This is a genomic window from Pristimantibacillus sp. PTI5 (assembly GCF_048572955.1).
GTDB lineage: Bacteria > Bacillota > Bacilli > Paenibacillales > Paenibacillaceae > Pristimantibacillus.
The window spans coordinates 4118062-4137877 of record NZ_CP183886.1; the positions used below are offsets into that span (position 1 = coordinate 4118062).

Here is a 19816-nt window from a genome sequence, read left to right on the forward strand (position 1 = left end):
GCAATATGTCTATAACAGAATGGCTTGATAATGCAAATCAGTATATTCCATCAACAGCGAATATGCAGTCTCTTATTCAAGGTCGCGAGCAATTTACAGATCGATTTCCCATTGAAGGTTTGAGGCAAATGACAATTGAACAGTATGCTAGCATACACTCGAAAGATACATTCATTTATTGGCTGGAGCGTAAAAAAATCCTTGCCGGCATTGGTGGGGGCAACTCTTCAAAGTTTGGTATCTACTGCGCGAAAGACGGCAAGTACTATCGTGGATATGGAAACAAAAAGACATTGCTGGAAGGCGACTCTTTAATTGAAGAGTTTCAAAAGCTAAAAGAATATATTTTAAACTCAATCAAGGCTGCTAAGGAAGAGCGATTTGAAGATATCCCTACCAATGGTCTCCTATGGGACATGGTTCTCCTTAAAATATTAAATATATATGTGCCAGAGCAATTTTTTAATATATACGCCAGATCTGTACTCGTTCCGATTGCAGAGGATTTAGAGTTAAATAAAGTTCTAACCTTGCGAGATACCTCCATCATCCTTATTAACGTTGAGATTTTAAAGGTACTGCGGAAGAAGGAGCCTTTCTCAACGTGGGATCATGCTGTAATCGGAACATTCCTCTGGCATCTATATCAAGTGGAGAGAAAACGATCATATTGGCTAACAGGTTACAGCTATGGAGGAGGAAATTCTCAACTGCAACAGTTCTTGGATAAGAGAGTCATCGGCACCAATTTTTTGGACTATGATTTTACTGATAGTTTAGAGCTTACCCAGGAAGATTTAGATACAAAAATAGATAGTATTGCTGTTGAGAATAAGGAAAAAAAAGCGTTACAATCGTTCTTTCGAATGAGACAGGGAGATTATGTTGCGCTTAAGGCAACTTATGTAAAGAATAAGCAGTCTATGTTGAAAATAAGCGCGATTGGTGTAATTACCGAGGATCCATCTGAGGGCTATAGTTACGATCAACAGCTAGGCCATACCCTGCCTGTGGAGTGGCTTGATGTAGTTGAGTTAGAGTATGAAGGATTAGGGTATATGCGTAAAACGATAGAGGGTGTATCTAAACAAGACGTAGTTCAGCGTATATTCGGTAATTATATGGATGATAATTACCAAAAAGGAAATGATCCGAGTAACAGTGGAAGCAACACTTTCATGAAAACATATTCGTTTGGCGAGAGGAACCAGATTTTATATGGTCCTCCGGGAACCGGGAAAACTTATCATGTCGTTGATTTCGCATTGCAGATCCTAGACCCCGAACGGTATGAAGAGCTAAAGGATTTGGGCGGTAGGGATAAAATGAAGGATGCCTTTCGGCAGTACATCAATAAAGGACAGTTAATATTTACGACATTCCATCAATCTTATGCTTATGAAGATTTCATAGAAGGATTGAAATCTGACGGTAAAGGTGGATTTGCACCATCTGATGGCGTATTTAAACGTGCTGCAATAGAAGCATTATTTCTCGGACTGCCTATTGATCCGGTAGGAAACGATAAGGAGTTGACCTATCTCAAGAAGAAAGAGAAGGTCATGCACGCTTTGCGAAGTAATAAGTCCTTTCAGTTTGATCATGCCGAAAGATTCGTTGTCATCATTGACGAGATCAATCGAGGCAATGTTTCAAAAATCTTTGGGGAGCTTATCACTTTACTTGAAGCTGACAAAAGGTTAAATGAAGGGAATGAGATGGTAGTTACATTGCCTTATTCCCGTAATCGGTTTGTGCTGCCTCCGAATTTATATATAGTAGGGACTATGAATACGGCAGATCGCTCTATTGCTCTTCTGGACACCGCACTTAGACGCCGCTTCGCTTTCCGTGAAATGATGCCGGACTCTACGCTGCTTGCAGATCTGTTGGAAGAGGTTCAGGTTGATATGCTATTAGATACAATGAACCAGCGTATTGAGGTTTTGTATGATAGAGACCATACTATTGGACATGCGTTTTTCATCGGTATTCAAAGCCTAGAAGCGTTAACCGAAGTATTCCTGAATAAAGTGATACCTCTCTTGCAAGAGTATTTTTATGATGATTGGGAAAAAATCGGGCTTGTTCTTGGGGGAATTGGGAAGAGCGATAAAGACCCGTATATCGTTTATCAACAAACTCGTTCCTTTAATTCATTGTTTAAGTCGGCATCTTCTACTCATCTTTTGAATGCAACGGAGTACCGAATGAAGAAGAATCTGTCTGCTCAGGAGCTACGTGCAATTTATGAGTAAGGTATTGGTCGTTAGAGAAGCTTTCGATTGGCTAGAAGCCAGGCCGGACAGTGCTTTTACAGAAGAAGATTTAAAAGACCTTATTGTGTATATGTCCAAGGCATATCCGAAGATGGATTGGATGGAGTTCAGCTACAATCGAATTCGTTTCATTAATGTAGTGGGGACGATTCGATTAACACGTGTTCAAATTGATATCATACCTAAACTCAGAGTAGATACAGATGAAGGGCGTACTTCTTTGCTAAACATGCTAGCGGTGTGTGGTCATGTTCCTTATCGTTTAGGTACAGCCCGTTCTTCCGTTCAAGTGGCTTCATTGGATTTGTTGACTTGGATTGCCTCAGCATTCTGCATAGAACTAGATGAGCAACTAAAGCGTGGAGTCCCCGCTGATTATATTAACATAGAAGAAAACTCAATGAGATTGAAAGGTAGGATTAAAATTCCTGATCACCTTCGAATGAACGCGGCAGACAAATCACGGGTATTTTGCGCATTTGACGAGAGGACAACTGAAATTCCAATAAATACAACATTTTATAAGACGATTCTAGTATTGAAGCGGAAAGTGCAGGAGCCACGGCTTCGAAGAAAGCTTCAATATCTTAGTTGTTATTTCGAAGATTTTGTCGACACTAAGGATTTTAGGAATCTGATCGATAAGGTTCGCTTTGATCGTCAAAACTTAAGATTTAAACCTGCTTTTCAGCTGGCAAAGTTGATTTTGTCACGGATGTCCGTTTTACACAGGGGCTCGCAGGAGGAATGCCTATCCTTTTTATTTGAAGTCAATACGTTATATGAGACTTATATTGGAAGGGTTCTTCAGCAAATGCGGTTAGGGGAACAGACAATCATTAGACTTCAGCATGAGCAAGTCAGACTTTTGAAGAATGAAGATTCGGGTCGAGATAACATACAATTAATCCCGGATATTGTTCTTGGTCAGCAACATGCTAATGGAGCTGAAGTATGGAATGCAATTATCGACACCAAGTGGAAAACAATGAATTATCAGCAGGACGATATCTATCAAATGTATGCGTATGTGACCGGATATCGGGATGCGAAATACGCGGTTTTACTTTACCCTAAGACTGATGAAGTGGTATTAAATCGAAACTGGACGTTAGCAGCGGATAGTCTCAAACGCATTCTTGTGAGAAGTGTGAGGATTGGTCATTTGGAGGAAACACGGGATGATTTGAATACATTATTACAGGAATTTGAAATTAAATAGATTCAATTTCATATCATTTGCGATATGTCTTCTGAAGTAGTTTGTTGCGATATATATACACAAAGGGTGGTTTTGGAATGTCTTTATTTCAAAAAGTTCCTGAGAATTTATTTACACTATTCACATCAAAGCACAGGGATTTGTATGTAGAGGCGTTATTTACCCTCTTACAATGCTATCGCCAAGAATTTTCCATACGCAAGAATGATTTGGCGGCGATGTTATGCCATTCACTTGAAGAGCAAATTCAGAATGTAACCGATGATGAAGACGAGATAGCAGGTAAGACACTGTCCGAACGAGCTCACGCGATTATTCGTAAGTTTCTCAATACGGGATGGCTTGAGTTAGAACCAAGTGCTCAATCATTTGAAGATTATTTAACTGTACCAGAATACGCAATAAAACTTATTAAGACTCTTCATGAAATTGAGTTTGATAAACCCAAAGAATATAATTCTTTCGTTCATAATACTTATGTAGCTCTTAAAAGTGCTAATGAGGAGAGAGATGAATATATCTATGAGGCTTTATTAGCAGCCTATCGGAATACAGAGGAACTCGTAGATAGCCTTCGAAACTTGTTAAATAATATGAAGAAATATTATCAGCAGCTTCAAGAACAAAAAGAGATCAGGGAACTTTTGGCCGAACATTTTGATCAATATATTTCTAAGGTGTCAGAACGGATTTACCACAGAATTAAGACCTCCGACTGTGTGCCACGATTCCGAAGTAAGATTTTACAAATTCTCAAGAACTGGGTGATTGACTATAGCTTATTAGAGCAGATTAGCGAACAGATGGTTCTCAGGGGGCATAGTGTTAACAAACTAGAAGCACATTTTCGTGTGATGGATATGATCGAGTACATAACAGATGCTTATGATCGTATACATGTGCTTCTTAATGAAATTGATAAGAAAAATTCCAGCTATATCAAAGCATCTGTAGAAAGATTTCAATACCTGCTAAATATGAATGCAGGAACCAAAGGTAAACTGGTAGATATATTAAACCAGTTACCTAATTATAGATCGAATGAAGAAGTTCAATGGCAGATGTTGAGAGAGGATTTGCCCCTTCATTTAGTTTCCTTTATTGATGATAACTCACTCTATACTGATCCAAAACGTAAAGCAAAGCATAATCCGGTGACACTCTCTGTAGAGCAAGAGGCTCCTGACGAGGAAATTAGTTCAGAGTATGATGAACTGAAAAAACGATTCCGACAAGGAATAAGTCGCAAAAAGGTAATATCTTTTATTCAGTCTTCTCTAGGAGATAAATCGTTTATAGACAGCTCCCAGTTGCAGATACAGGATGATAGTGATTTTTTGAAATTAATTATGTCAGTTCTCATTAGTGATGAATCCGGTTTACCTTATAAGGTGGAGTTTAAAGATGATTCTGTGCTAATTAATGGATATCAGATACCGGAAATGTCATTTATCAATAGTAAGGAGAAAAAAGCCAATGGAATGGACTGAACGATGGCATCAACTTACAGATAGGGAAAAAGAGCAATTTACAAGAATCGTAGGCCTATTACTCGGACAGACTTTCATACTTCGGGAAAAAGTAGAACCTAAAGAGAAGTCGGTGGAGATCAATAGAGACTTTCGTTTCCTTGAAAATTTTCAGGATATATTTAAAGGATATTTGAAGATGTCAGGATGGGAATTTGATTTGGATTCTACCTATGGAGTTTGCTCGATTCAACATAAACTAGGGAACAATCGACACTCATTAAATAAACTAGCGACATATATTTTATATGTACTTCGTCTTATCTACGAGGAAGAAAGAGAAAAATTAAATCTTCGTAAAGATGTTTTGACTACTCTTGCTCTAGTAAATGAGAAACTATTCTCATTTAACCTCGTTGACCGCAAAATTGCAGATCAGCAATGGGTGGATGTTCTCTCTACTCTAAAGAGTTTCCAAATTATTGAACGTCTGGACGGAATTCAAGTTGAACCAGAATCGAGAATAATCATATACCCTACAATACTCTTTGTGATTACTCCAGAGAAGATTGTTGACTTAGGAAAAAGATTACAAGAAAGCAATACCCAGGATGCTGCTGCAGCAACTGAAATGGAAAAGGGGGAAGCTGTATGAAATTATTAAATAAACTTCTGATGGTCAATTGGCATTATATCCGGCATCAAATGATAGATTTCGAGAGGATTAACTTTCTAACAGGTAAAAATGCTACTGGTAAGTCTACAATTATAGATGCTTTACAGTTGTTAATGCTGGGGGATACACGTGGACACTATTTTAATAAAGCAGCAAATGATAATTCAAGACGGACCCTAAAAGGATATTTGTTTGGTGAAAAAGGTTATAACGAATCTGAAGGAACAGTCTATTTGCGAAAAGGAATCGATTTCTCATCGTACTTGATGGCGGAGTTTACCAATGAAAATAGGACTGAATTCTTTACTGTGGGAATTTCTTTTGATTGCTATCAGGATGGTAATCATGACTCCAAGTTTTTTATTTTTGAAGATCAAATACCGGAGCATCATTTTATTTTTGAATCTAAGACATTAAGCTTAAATGAAATGAAACGACATATGGTGCAGCAATATGGGAAAAACAAATGCGAGTTTTATGATTCGGAACGAGGGTATCGTGATGCTTTCAAAAATTCGATGGGCCGAATAAAAGGTGATTTTTTTGATCTATTTCGTAAAGCAGTTCCTTTTACTCCAATTATGAATATAAAGCAGTTTATCACTGAATTCGTCTGTGAAACTCAAAACAAGGTTGAAATAGAAAAGTTAAGGGAAAATATTCGAAATTATAAAACGCTCGAGCATCATATGTATCAGATAAATGAGAAGCTGAGTCGAATTCAAGTGATTGAATCTGGTTACGAAGACTATTTAGAGGTGAAGCTTCAACTTGAAAAGGAACAATATACTTTAGATCGCGCTGGATATGAGGATAAAGAGATTGAGCTGCTCTATAAGATTGATCAAGTGAAGCTGAAAACAGTCGATCATCAGGAGATTTTAAAACAAATAGAAGTAATTGAAATAGAGATGTGCCAAAACAAAGAGCAACTTAACAAGCTACGTCAGGAGTATTACGGAAGTCAAGATAAGCGTAAACTTGAATTGCTTGATGTAAAAATTGAGGCTGCTAAAAGGGATTTGGATATATCTGAGAGTGCAAATATAAGAGTTAATCAACAATTGGTTAGTTTAGTACGTTCCTGGTCTGTTCTAATACAAGAGCTGGAACAATTTCTGTTCCTTACATTATCTGAAGCGGGACATAATACGAACGAACTTCAAAGGAAACTAAAAATAATTCCTTATGAAATTGATCATACGCTACTAAGCCAACTTCAATCCAGCATACATGCTGTTCAAGAGGAACTTAGAGAAAAGCAAATTTATCTTCGAAAAGAGCTTAATGAGTTAATGACTGAAAGGCATGAACTAGGGGAAAGAATTATACGTCTGAAATCAGGCATTCCCCAGTACCAGAACAAAGAGTTGGTTCCTCTGAGGAATGTAATTGCTGAAGAGTTATCTTCTAATTACCACACAAGTGTTCAAGTAGAAATATTTTGTGAGCTGATAGAGATTCAAGATGATAAGTGGAAGAATGCGATTGAGGGATATCTGAATACACAACGATTTTACTTAATTGTAGATCCTATTTATTTTAACGAAGCCTTAAAGATCTACGACCGGTTGAAGTTTGAAAGAGGCTTCTATGATATTGGATTAGTGGATATCGGAAAAATAGTTGAGAAGAAGCTAACTGTCCTCCCTGGTAATTTAGCTGAAGAGGTTAGTACCGAACATTCGTGGGCGAGAGCTTACGTGGATTATTTACTAGGCAGGGTAATGAAGTGCGAAAAGGTCGAGGATTTGAGGCAGTATCAAACTGCTATCACTCCAACATGTATGTCTTATTCTGGATATGTAGCTAAACAGATTAATCCTAGAATATATCAAACGCCTTATATTGGCAGGCAATCTATTATGATTCAATTAAATCAAGCAGAGGATCAAGTTTATAATATCGAGAACGTATTGTTTCCACAAATTAAGCCAGTTCTCTCTCAATACGATTCTTGGTTAAAAGTCCCTAATCTAAGTGATCATGATATCATCCATTTAACAAGTGAAGATGGCTTGATAATGAAGGCGAATCAGCGTGAAGCGCAGAATGAAGTGTGGTTATCACTTCGTAAGGAGAAAGATCATTTTGATCTAAGTTATTTACAAGAACTCGAAAAAGGAATTAATGCCGAAGAAGCCCGGGAAGGAAGATTAGTTGAGAAGAGTAATTCTCTTAGAGAACTCACTGGAGAGTTGAAAAATGAAATAGATCGACTAAATCGTGAAATCCCGTCTCTTGAGGAAACTGTCCAAGGTTTACAGAGGCAAATCGAGTTCAATTTTCAAACAGAGTGGAGAAAGACCTTAGGAGAACCATATTACGCAGAAATGAAAACTCAAACCGCCAAACCCTCAGCGTTAAAGCAAAAGCTTGCCGTTTTGGTCGAGAAAACCATTAATATAAAAGAGAAACAATTTGAAAGGCTAGTAAGATTGAGAACTGAATACACAAAAGATTATAAAGGTTCATTAGATAACTTAGAACCTACTAACGATTCATGGTCTGCAGAAAAGGTGCGTCTTCAAGATACAACGTTACCTGATTATGAGAAGCAGATCCTTGCAGCCAAAGAACGAGCATCAATTGAGTTCCAAGAAGACTTTATTGGGAAGTTAAAAGAAAATATCGACATAGCTAACGAACAGATTGATGAGTTGAATTACGCACTTAAACTGTCTCAATTTGGTAGGAAAAAGTACCGTTTCGATATCAAGCCGAATCAGCAGTATAAAGAGTATTACAGAATGATAACTGATGATATGCTGATGGATGGTCGTAGTATATTTACAGATTCATTTTTACAGAAACATGGTGAGATTGTTGAGCAGCTATTCCAAAAGATTATATATACTGGTGAAGATGCCAATACTCCAGAACAAGCTAAGGAACTCGAGGAAAACCTTACTAAATTTACAGATTATCGTACTTATCTTGATTTTGATTTATTAGAGGTTGATGAGTTAGGAAATGAGTCAAGTCTCTCAAAGGTTATTGCCACCAAGTCTGGTGGAGAAACTCAAACACCTTTTTACATTGCAGTATTGGCCTCATTCCTACAGACGTATCGCGTGAAGAGTCCGACTCATAATAACACTTTACGTTTGATTTTATTTGATGAAGCATTTAGTAAAATGGATCACCAGCGGATTCAAGAATGTATTAAGTTAGTTCGCAACATGGGGCTTCAAATGATTATATCCGCTCCAACAGATAAACTTGCGGATATAGCTCCTTTGGTGGATCGTAATCTTTGTGTAACAAGAATAAGAAATGAAACGTTTGTCAAAGCTTTCGACCCTCAAGAGTTTGTGGAGGAAGAGACGAATGCTAGATAAATACAAACAACATTTTCTTAATGTTTTGTTAGACAAGTACGAGAAAAGTAAGCATTGGAAAGAAGAGGCGCGTGTTCAACGACGTGTCTCCTTTCCTTTTGGCAAGGAACATTTTCCAGACTATTATCTAGAAGGACTATCTTCGCAGACAGATACAATTAATGCAGTGGCAATAGAGTTGGAGAAATCAGGAGTAGTGCGGATCAAGTGGGTACGGTCCGAGGTCGGGAATCTCATCGATAATTTATATCTCAATCTTGATCATGTCGAGAAAGCTTATAAGATGGCGAATCGAATTCCATTGAGTGATGATATAGAATCGATGGTCCAGAGATTAATACAAGTTAAAGGCTCTTTCACAATTAAATGGATTGTAAATTACATTGAACACTGTCTGGAGCAGTTGAATAACAAAAAGCTACCTGCTCATTTAGGTAAAGACGAGAAAAGCATAGATGTATTATTTAAAGCGATGACTGGTATTCAAGATATTCATGGGGAAATTGCTATTCCCGAAAGGATGTTCAGTATAAGGTATTTAGGTAACAGTAAGACATTTGAGAAATATGTGAGAAGTCGGGTAGTAGCCATTTTTAAAAGGTATGAATCTAAGTTGTATCTAAATGAAGAACGAGTTTTATTGGATGAAATGGAAGAGGAGGAAGTCCTTCAAGAGATTGGTATACTGAAGTCAATTGAAGAATTAATGATCCGCGGCACAATGAAAATGAAGCTAAAAGAGAGAGTGCTAGATTACACTCCTTTTGTTTATGGTAATGTATTAGATTCTCTTTCCATTCGACTTGGGGAAATAATAGATATTCAATCAGATACTCTTCTTATTATTGAGAATAAAGCTGTATTTAAAGAGCTTGTTCGATGTGTTGAAGAAGGAAAGCCATTATTAGTAGGACCAGATAGATCCTCACTTACTGACAGGTTCAGGAATTGCATATTTGTATATTTAGGAGGTTTCCCTGGGCCAGATAAACGCTTGTTTATCAAAAAGTTTAGAGAGTTTATTATTTTGAATTATCAGGAGAATTTAGACTTCAAATATTATTTTTGGGGAGATCTAGATTATGGAGGAGTTCAGATTTATCGACATTTAAAATCCAAAGAGTTACCTGAACTTCAGCCTTTTTTAATGGACAATGGAACATGGGAGTATTATAGATCTTTTGCCGAATCTATTGATTCTAATTATAAGAAAAAATTGATTAAACTGCTCGGAACGGAGGATGATCCTGAGTTAAAGAAAGTACTGGAAGCAATGATTAATTATGAGTTGAGGTTGGAGCAAGAGAGTATGTTGATTGGATAGTAAATCCATAATGCAGCCAGATAAAATCTATATAAATCAACATAATAAACTGGAGGCATACATGATTAAGCAAATAAGAAGCTGGTGGAAGGATTCCACTATTCCTAATCTAATTGGGAGAAAGAGAGTGGACTGGTCCGTATTCGAATATGGATCACACATTCCAATGGAGTTCCATAGTGATTTCTTAGAAGCCAATAAAGGTGAAGTGATACCATTAGGTCAGAGTGAAAAAGTAGAGCTATTATACAACGGTCAAATCTATAGTGCTCTTCTAATGAATATCAACCAAAAGTCTGCCGATCGGGCAGCTCTTCAGCTAAGGTATGACTCTAATAAAGATTTGCGGGCATTCATGATGCATGCTTTCAAGACAACTCATGACTATATATCCTCCCAACGTTCGGACCGACAAGAGGCTGGAAAGAAGGAACAGATTAAAGTTCCTGATGAACAATCAGAGTATATAGAATTTTATTCAACGGGCATACCGTATCAATATGGAATGAAGCTATTGTCCACGAATCAAATGCAAACTGAAACATCCTCTGTTCCTAAGATTTGGTGGGTTAATCAAGGAATGACGTTAAGTGAGGAGCAGGAAGGAGGCCTATTATGGGCGCCCTTTAAATCTAGTAACGGGCGATCGCAATATCATTGGGATACTATGGATGAAGTAAGACCAGGCGATATTGTACTTCATTATGCAAATGGAGCACTACGATCTGTCAGTAATGTACTAGAGGCAGCAATAAAGGCTCCTAAGCCTGAGACAATGGTAAACACAGTTTGGGAGCAGACGGGAAGACTTGTGAAAGTGGAGTATGTGCAGCTTGAGCCATTCATCCCCTTAACTCAATTTGCTTCCAGTATTATGGGTCTAGAAATAGCTCAAGGTCCTATACATTCCGGTGGTGGAGTAAAACAGGGATACTTGTTTCGCTTTACCGCTCAAGCCCTTCAAATCATCCAAGATAAATCTTCAGGAACGAATTGGCCGGAATTTACACAGCTGAATTACACAGTAACTCTAAGCCTCGAAGATGTGGAGGATCCACTGCCTATGAATGACAATCAAGTTAAGGCTGCTATTCAAGAAATCAACTCTTACATTCGTAACAAAGGCTTTCACTTTCCGGATGACTTGATTGAGAACCTATACTTGTCCCTCAAAACAAAACCTTTTGTCATTCTCGCCGGTGTCTCCGGAACCGGAAAGACAAAGCTAGTGAAACTATTCGCAGAAGCGCTTGGTGCTCTAAGCCATAATCATCAATTCGCGTTAATCCCAGTACGGCCGGATTGGAGTGATCCATCGGATCTTCTGGGCTACAAGGATTTATCGGGTGCTTTTCGTCCCGGAAGGTTAGCAGAGGTGCTTGTCGAGGCTTCTCAAGAGAGTAATCGACATAAGCCGTATTTCATTTGTTTAGATGAGATGAACCTAGCTAGGGTGGAGCATTATTTTAGCGATCTTCTCAGCATTATTGAAACACAGGAGTGGCAGGGTGACCGTATTGTGACGATGCCTCTTATTAACAAGGACACTCTAGCTGCTGAAGATCAACCGATCTACGGAAATCTATCACTCTCAGACAATGTTTATTTGATCGGTACGGTGAATATGGACGAGACGACGCATCCTTTTAGCAAAAAGGTTCTTGACCGTGCGAACACGATCGAATTTAACTATATTAATCTGGAACAGTTCCCTGATCAAGCGGGTGCTACGTCTGAGGCTGCTACTACAGAGGCCACTAACGCTTTTCTACGCAGTGAATATTTACAGCTCATTGATGCTTACGGGGATTATCAAGGTCTGGTTAAGCAAGTGACTGCGAAGCTGGTTAAAGTAAATAGCATTTTGGAGCAAATTCATTCCCATGTTGGATTTCGTATACGCGATGCCGTTTGCTTCTATATGATCTATAACGAACGGTTCAGCCTGATGAGTGAAGATGACGCGTTTGATTTGCAGCTTTTGCAGAAAATATTACCACGCGTGCAAGGCAGCAGCTCCTCGGTTAAGCGCGTACTCCTTCTGCTTATGCAGGAAGCGTTAGGCAAAGCTTTGTCAGTTAATAACTTGATGGACGATGCCTCCGATCTCTATATGAAGTGGATCGCGAATGAACCGGAAGAAAGGGCCAAATACCCGATGAGCGCTCGGAAAATAGCCTTTATGTTGCGGAGGTTAGAGGAAGATGGCTTCACCTCCTATTGGCTCTCTTAATCAGAATGTTGAACTGCTCCGGGTTGAAACGAACCTGTTTAATTTGTATATACAGGGTAAGCCGTTCCATCCTACAGTAGATACGCTGCAATTGCATCGATCCGCGGACAATCAGCTCATAGAAGCACAATTGCAATTAACTACACCCTCGGCCGCTCTTTCAGTAGCAAAGATCTCTTTGTTTCATCCAGAGACAAAGGAGCTATCAGATTGGAAGACGGGTTTACCGAGCTATCCGCTCTTTTATGAAACACAGGCCTACGAGATTGTCATTGAAAAAAAGCAGGACATTCCGCTTACCTTTTACCATGAGAATGTTTATTTGAGGCAAGCAGTCAAACCGCTGGGCAGTATGATCCTATCAGGCGTTTTGAACTTTCATAACGAGGTCGGGCTGACTGATCTTGAGCTGCGATTAAATGGAAAGGCTATTTTACAGCTTCAGTTTGAGATCTTTCCTGCCAAAATGGATTACAAAAATGATTATCAAATGATACTAAATGACGTTAATCAACAGATCTATAATCTGTCATTTGATTTTCTGCGCAAAACGTACAACTTGACGGGCCTCAAAGAAACGCGTCATCAAAGTCTGACCGAGTTCTTCACGATACTTCAGCATGTATTCGGTCAGCTTGTACAGGCGGTAGAACGGATCAATAGCTCGCCTCACTCTAAGCACCAGGTGGAGAACCGAGTAGTGGAAGCGGGACGTTTGAAAAAGACGGGGAAGGAGAGTATTTCCTATCTGACCAAGCGCCCGCAGCTGCTGGTACAGGATGATAAGCTTGGTTTTATTCCAATGAACGGTCAACGTTATTACCCGAGCCATGCGATTGAGACGAGGCGGCATGTGGATTACGATACGAACGAGAACCGCTTTATTCGTTGGGTTCTGCTTCGCATTGCTAATAAGCTCAAGGACTTGAAGGCGCGACTAACGGAAAAGGGCAGACTTCAAGATCCGTTGCTGGCACGGAAGCTGAACGATATGCAATCGCAGCTGCAAAGACTGCTAAAGCTTGATTTTTTAAACGTGAGAGAGATGAGACAGCTATCTGTGTCGCTTGTGCTTCAGATGGCGCCTGGTTACCGGGAAGTGTATCGGAACTATCTGATGCTGATGAAAGGCTTGTCGATACAGGGCGATCTTTTCCGATTGTCGATGAAGGATCTGGCACAGCTCTATGAATACTGGTGCTTTCTCAAAATTCATGATCTGCTGAGCCGTAAGTATGAGCTGTTGAAGCAAGATATTATTAAAGTGAATCGCACGGGCGTGTTTGTAACACTAGACAAATCGCAGAAGGCGAAGATGGTTTACCGTAATCCGAAGAACGGCGAGATTTTTACGCTTTACTACAACACCTTGCCGAGCGGGGAGCAAACACCGACGATTTCGCAAAGACCCGACAACGTACTGACATTGAAGAAGAACGATTCCGATGCGGAATATAAGTATATTTTTGATGCGAAGTATCGACTCAATCCAGCGTATGAGGGGACACCTTACCGAAGGGATTACAAGCTTCCGGGACCGGAGGAGTCGGATATTAACACGATGCATCGTTACCGTGACGCCATTGTATATTCAGAGGGAAGCGGGAGAGAGCTGGAGCGCAGCATGTTCGGGGCTTATGTGCTGTTTCCTTATCATGATGAGGAGCAGTATCGCGAGCATAAATTTTATAAAAGCATTGAGCTTATTAATGTCGGTGCGCTACCGTTTTTGCCGGAATCTACCAAGCTGATGGAAGCTTTCTTGGATGAGATCATAATGGACAGTCCGGAGAAGGCCTACGAGCGCTCCGCCCGTCCGCGGGGAACGAAAAATTATTACGAGAATAAGCTAATTGGCAAAAATGTTCTGGTAGGCTCGCTCCGAGAGGTGCAGCAGCTTGATGATGCACTTCAGCTTAAGTTTTATCATGTACCGCTCGAAAATATCTCCGATCACAAGCTGCTCACTCAGCTAGAATACGTGGCACTCTACCAGTCTTTAAAGAAGTTTGAGTCACGTGGAGAGATTGGCATACATTGGTACGGTAAAATCGTGGATTGGAGGGTCGTTCGGCGTAAGGAGATTACCGAGCGGCCAGCTAGACCAGGCACAGAAGAAAAGCTGTATGTGAAGTTTACAGTAGGTGAGTGGGAAAAGCGGGAAAGACCAATCGTTCCGGGAGGACGTGGGATCTATACGCTCTTATACACCTCAAAGTATGTGTTCGACCGAGCCTTAGAGATTGCCGAGCTAAAGCTAGAGACGGAAGAGGATCTACGGGAGTGGCGTGAACAGCGGCGACTAGGACCTATAAAAGTGGAATTGGACCACGAGCAGGTTGATTTAGCTAGCAGGGTACTAGGGGTTGGACGGATTACTTCAACGTAATGTATGAATGGAGCAATCCCATAATATAGGAGTGCTCAAGGCTGTCGAGTAAGTCTCGACAGCCTTATTTACGTCGAATTAGTTTAATAGGCCATCTCGTTAATATGGTGTAATTTAGTGGGTTATACGATTGGATGGCGTTGTGATGCTGTGTTCTAATCGAGATAAGTAACGATAGGGCAGGATAGTTATATAGTGTTGAGTTGTATACATACTCAATCAACAAATTGCATTATCCACTTTATGGTATATTGTATTAATAGACTTTATTGGTGAATCCTACAGGAGTTGAAATAAGGGATCTACAGGAGATGAAATAATGGAAAAGGTCAAGTTTTATTCAATAACAGATATGTCGAATAGTAGTAATCTGAGAAATTGTGAAAATCTCATTAAAGAGAATGAAGCAGGAAAAGAAGCGCAGGATATTAACGACGTAATTGAACTATATAATGTTAAGAAGTATTTTGATAAGAAAATATTCCTATCAGATTGGACTATCGACGATATAATTCGTTACGAGAATGTAGTGAAAACATTCCTGGGGATTGTAGCTAAATTATTTAAATCCATTACCAATGATAGCCTTATTACACTTTATTGTGATGTTGATATTAATTATAGAAGTGATTTTTGGGAATTAATCGAGAAATTCAAAGTATATGAAAGTGTGACTGAGGAAAAATTTAAGGAGATTTTAAATACCTCAAAAGTGTCGCTATACGAATTGCTGAAGTATAAACATATTACAGAACATTTTGGTAGGATCATTAGTGCCTATATGCTAAATGATATCTCATCGGCCAAACTACTTTTGGATAAATATGAACTAAAACATATTTCTGAAAAAGATCCGATATATTTCCCGAAAGAATTAACTATTGAGGACAAAGAAATTATTATAAGCAGATACATTGATAGTGATAATCCTAATATAAATTACCTACGGCTTATTGCCAATATACAAAGTAGTAAAGATAAACTTCAAATATCTCCGAAAACCTTGTTGAAAGCAAAAAGAAAGGCTGTAGAACAAGAAAAGCAATTATTCAATGGGAATTCGGGAATGGTTATGGAAACAAAAGTTAGCTTCTCCAAATCTCAGAGTAAGGAAGTTATTTTAATTACAGAAGATCATTCAATAACCGCAACCTATAGCACAAAATGGCTTGAAGAAAATGAGGAATACGCAACCCTATTAAACAATTTTATTTATTTGTTTGAGCTTGTTGATCTACAAATGAGATGTCCGTTGGTCAATAAACTTAACGAAATGGGTGTGTTTGAGCGATATATGTTTACCTCTTCCCAAAATGCATATACAAAAGGAGTAGCTTTCGACCAAAAGAATATCCTTTCATTACTTCAAATGGTGGGATACTACAACCAACTATTTAGTATGGGGATTAGATTAGAAGAAGTTATTGAGTGGTTTTTTGAAGAATACCTTGTGGTTGAGTTCAATGCTTACAACTTCAAAGTCACTATGCCTTCAGCTAATTCCACTCTCCTTGAAAAATGCACCAATATTATGCCGGCATTAGAATCAGTTCTTAAACAATTCTCATTATTTGTTCAAGAGGGACAAATTGACTTTGAGTTACTTGAAATTCGCTCTGAACATCTCATATATAAAAACATCCCATCATTGGTAGGAAGAAAATATGCATACGGTGTGGGAGAAGAGTTTAAGACTGCGACTTTTTTACTTTTTTCTGATCAAAGTGGTTTGGGTTATAACGAAATAGTAAAAAAATCTTATAAAAACTTTTTTGAATTGATTCACAACGAGAAAATAAAACTAAACGACTACTCAGACTACAATATCTCGAGTATTAATTGGCTCTTGGATCATAGATATTTGGTTATGGATGGAGTAGGGAATCTAATATTTAATGACTTGCTACTTATTATGATTCTTAAAGATCTTTATTTTAATGAAGTAATCAGTTATTGGAGATACTCGGAGTCAGGAAGAAAAATTATAGATGATCTTGAGAAGAGAACTGTAATTGAATTTGAATGTACGCTCTTTTCAAGACCTGAACAAGACTATATCAACTATACGCTTAACAAATCGCAATTTAACAACGGATTAGATTTAAGAAACAAATACAGCCATACACAGCCCAAAAGTGACGATGGTGAAATGATACACAATCAGAATTACATGATATTTTTGCGGTTATTTATTATTTCAATAATCAAAATAAATGATGAATTTTGTACCTCTGCAGAAATAAAGTTACTTTAAAAAACGGGTATAATAAGTCAATTAACCGCCTTTTTCAGTGGGCGGTTTTTGTTGGTAATAAATTATCAATTACATATTAATCGCCGTCTGCAGTTGGTGATTTTCTTTTAGTTAAAATCAACAATTAATAATAAAATGCCTTAGTTAAGATGTCTGTGTTATTATGTGTACGTTGTAGCATTTTGGAAAGTATTTTCTACGATAACCCTCCTCCCATGCGCAGTGCAATGCGCTCACAGTAAGCAGAAAAGAAAAAGCAGAAGGGTATGAGAATCCGTAAAGATTCTCAAACTCCCTTCTGCTTTCCCACTTTCGACTGCCCTCTCTAAAATACCTCTCCCTCAACCTTGCCAATCATCAAGCAAAAGGAGGCTCCCAAATCTTTTTCCTCCACCCGATCGTGTCCCCAGTCACCTGCAGTCGTTCATCTAACGTGACATCCATACCGAAGGGAAGATCACGCCCGTGTCGAAACCGGATGTCGCGCAGCTCGACCCGATATCCGTTCTGAAGCTTCTGGCAGGAGATATGAACATGATGCGTGAAATGGAGAAACGTGCGTACTCCGTCGTTGCCCATCGCCGCCTGAATTACATCGTTCTGTTCCCCTTTCTCGAAAATGGCTTCTTCCTCGAACATAAACCCGCGAATCGAGCCGGTGATATAAGCCTGCCCGGTTTCATGGACGTATTTCCACTTGTGGGGGAGTCCGCGCGGAACTAGGAAGGAATATCCGGCAGTTCCGTATCGCCTGCGGACATGATGCAGCATAATGCGGCCGATCAGGATACGGCATCCGATAAAGAGAAAGGTCAGGGCATAGACGAACGGGAAAATAGCCGTTGCTCCGAAGACGCCGAACAGCCATAACAGCAGCCCCGCAGCATGAAGAACGAACAGAATCGGATCGAAGATCGGAATGGTGTTCGCGTGGAACCATTTTCGTGAGACCGGTCTGAAGCATTGCACGCCGTATGCATTGAAAAAATCGAGGAAGACGTGAAACACGACCCCGGCCATCGTCCATAGAAATATCGGGATCAGATAGGCCCAGGCGTGAAATGCGAGAGCAATCAAGGGGGCGAGGACAGCTGGCCACCCCGCAAGCATAAGCAGCGAATGACTGAAGCCCCGATGATGCTGTAAGTACGACTTATACCCGCGAATACGAATGACGGCATCGAAATCAGGGGCGTTCGACCCAAGGATGGTCGCCGCGAATAATCCGTAAGCGACGGTCGAATGATTGAAGAGAGCGGGATCGGCAAGCGAAATCGCCAGTCCGCCCAAGGTGGCGCCAGTCAGAAGATGTGTTCCGGTATCCATATCCCTGTACCTCCTAATGAAGCTCAGATGTGAACATACCCCGTTCTATCTTCAAGCAGTTTCGCCTTCTTCAAGCATGTTTGCGATCGTCTGTCTTGCGGCAGCCAGCTGATTATGCTCCGTTTCTGCGATCTGCAGGCAGCGTGTGTAAATCGACTCCATCGCGAGGTCCCATGTGCGCGTGAGCGCGTAAGCTCTGGCCCTTACCCCGAATTCCTGCCATTCACCCGGATGGTTAATCCAATCGGTCAAGGCAGCTAGAAAGCTTTCCGTTTTTCTCGCCTTTACATGCATCCCGGTCTTCCCATGCTGAACAATCTCAGTCACGCCTCCGCTATCGGCGACAATAGCGGGAAGACCGGACGCCGCTGCCTCGAGCACGACGTTACCGAATGTTTCGGTCGAAGAAGGAAACACGAACAGATCCGAGGAGGCGTAAAATTCCGCTAACGCTTCTCCGCTTTGGTAGCCGGCGAACGTTGCATTCGGAGGAGCTTCCTGCCTGGCCTGCTCCATCATGGGACCGTCGCCGACGATGAGCCAGTGGACCTGTCCGCGGATCTCTTCAGGCAGTTGATGCATGAGTTGAAGCAGGATATCCAAATCCTTCTCCGGCGCCAGACGGCCGACAAATAGGAGCAGATACCGCTCCTTAATCCCGTACAGCTCGCGAATACGGTCCGATCGTTTCTCGGGCGTGAACAAATCGCAGTCCACCCCTCGGGTCCACAAAGCAAGATTGCGCAGCCCTTTGTCTTCTAGTCTGTTGATCGTCTCCAGCGAAGGCGCGAATATGGCGCTGCAGGAACGGTGGAACCATTTGATATACGGCCAATAACACGCCCGGGCGAACGGAAAACGATAGGAGTCCAGATAATGGTCGAAGTGGGTATGGTAAGAGGCGACTACAGGAATGTGCAGCTTCTGGGCGGCAGTCAGACCGGCGAGTCCGACGTTGAAGGGGGTGGCGATATGGACAAGATCAGGCTTGAACCGGGCAAGCTGATGGCGAATCCGCAGCAAATTGGGAATGGCAAACCGATGTTCCGGATAGAGCAGGAGAGGAATACTGGCGAGCCTGCACACTTCTTCTTCATAGGATGGTTCCGGTGCGGTAGGCACAAACAGTATGCATTCAACACCATGGTCGGACAAATAATCGGTCCATCGCTTCAAAGTAAGAGCAACGCCATTGATCTGCGGGACATAAGTGTCTGAGAACACGGCAATTCGCATTGAATCACTCCTCTTCCGGGATGATATCCTCACAGTACTGCATGATTATTATCTCTGTTGCACATTT

Annotated in this window: 11 protein-coding genes; 9 read left to right on the top strand and 2 right to left on the bottom strand. The window is 40.3% G+C overall.

Features of this window, described 5'->3' with window-relative positions:
• Positions 1-5: 5 nt before the first annotated feature.
• The 9 genes from ACN6MW_RS18430 (at position 6) to ACN6MW_RS18470 (ending at position 17187) form a co-directional block, all read left to right on the top strand.
• A complete protein-coding gene (locus ACN6MW_RS18430; RefSeq protein WP_419871515.1) occupies positions 6-2258 on the top strand; it encodes an McrB family protein in 2253 nt (750 codons plus the stop codon).
• Positions 2251-3501 (top strand): McrC family protein, encoded by a 1251-nt coding sequence (locus tag ACN6MW_RS18435; RefSeq protein ID WP_419871516.1) that lies wholly within the window; start codon positions 2251-2253, stop codon positions 3499-3501. Before ACN6MW_RS18430 ends, ACN6MW_RS18435 begins: the two co-directional genes overlap by 8 nt.
• A gap of 77 nt (positions 3502-3578) precedes the next feature.
• A complete protein-coding gene (locus tag ACN6MW_RS18440) occupies positions 3579-4991 on the top strand; it encodes a Wadjet anti-phage system protein JetA family protein (RefSeq protein ID WP_419871517.1) in 1413 nt (470 codons plus the stop codon).
• Positions 4978-5625, top strand: coding sequence for a DUF4194 domain-containing protein (locus ACN6MW_RS18445; protein ID WP_419871518.1), 648 nt, complete (start codon positions 4978-4980; stop codon positions 5623-5625). Before ACN6MW_RS18440 ends, ACN6MW_RS18445 begins: the two co-directional genes overlap by 14 nt.
• Entirely contained in the window at positions 5622-8987 is a 3366-nt protein-coding gene (locus tag ACN6MW_RS18450) for an ATP-binding protein (RefSeq protein ID WP_419871519.1), read from the top strand. The genes ACN6MW_RS18445 and ACN6MW_RS18450 overlap by 4 nt, the downstream gene beginning before the upstream one ends.
• Positions 8977-10311 carry a Wadjet anti-phage system protein JetD domain-containing protein gene (locus ACN6MW_RS18455; protein ID WP_419871520.1) on the top strand — a complete coding sequence of 445 codons (1335 nt, stop codon included), beginning with the start codon at positions 8977-8979 and terminating at the stop codon, positions 10309-10311. Before ACN6MW_RS18450 ends, ACN6MW_RS18455 begins: the two co-directional genes overlap by 11 nt.
• 61 nt (positions 10312-10372) lie before the next feature.
• A complete protein-coding gene (locus ACN6MW_RS18460; RefSeq protein WP_419871521.1) occupies positions 10373-12544 on the top strand; it encodes an McrB family protein in 2172 nt (723 codons plus the stop codon).
• Positions 12516-14933 carry a DUF2357 domain-containing protein gene (locus ACN6MW_RS18465; protein WP_419871522.1) on the top strand — a complete coding sequence of 806 codons (2418 nt, stop codon included), beginning with the start codon at positions 12516-12518 and terminating at the stop codon, positions 14931-14933. The genes ACN6MW_RS18460 and ACN6MW_RS18465 overlap by 29 nt, the downstream gene beginning before the upstream one ends.
• Positions 14934-15252: 319 nt before the next feature.
• Positions 15253-17187, top strand: a complete 1935-nt coding sequence (locus ACN6MW_RS18470) for a hypothetical protein (RefSeq protein WP_419871523.1) — start codon at positions 15253-15255, stop codon at positions 17185-17187.
• 357 nt (positions 17188-17544) lie between these two features.
• On the opposite strand, the gene ACN6MW_RS18475 is transcribed toward ACN6MW_RS18470, so the two are convergent.
• Together ACN6MW_RS18475 and ACN6MW_RS18480 are read right to left on the bottom strand one after the other, a co-directional pair.
• The gene (locus tag ACN6MW_RS18475) at positions 17545-18513 is read right to left on the bottom strand and encodes a metal-dependent hydrolase (protein WP_419871524.1); all 969 of its coding nucleotides are present in this window, start codon (positions 18511-18513) and stop codon (positions 17545-17547) included.
• A 51-nt stretch (positions 18514-18564) separates the two neighbouring features.
• Positions 18565-19749: a glycosyltransferase family 4 protein gene (locus ACN6MW_RS18480; RefSeq protein WP_419871525.1), complete on the bottom strand. Its 1185-nt coding sequence runs from the start codon at positions 19747-19749 to the stop codon at positions 18565-18567.
• Positions 19750-19816: the final 67 nt, after the last annotated feature.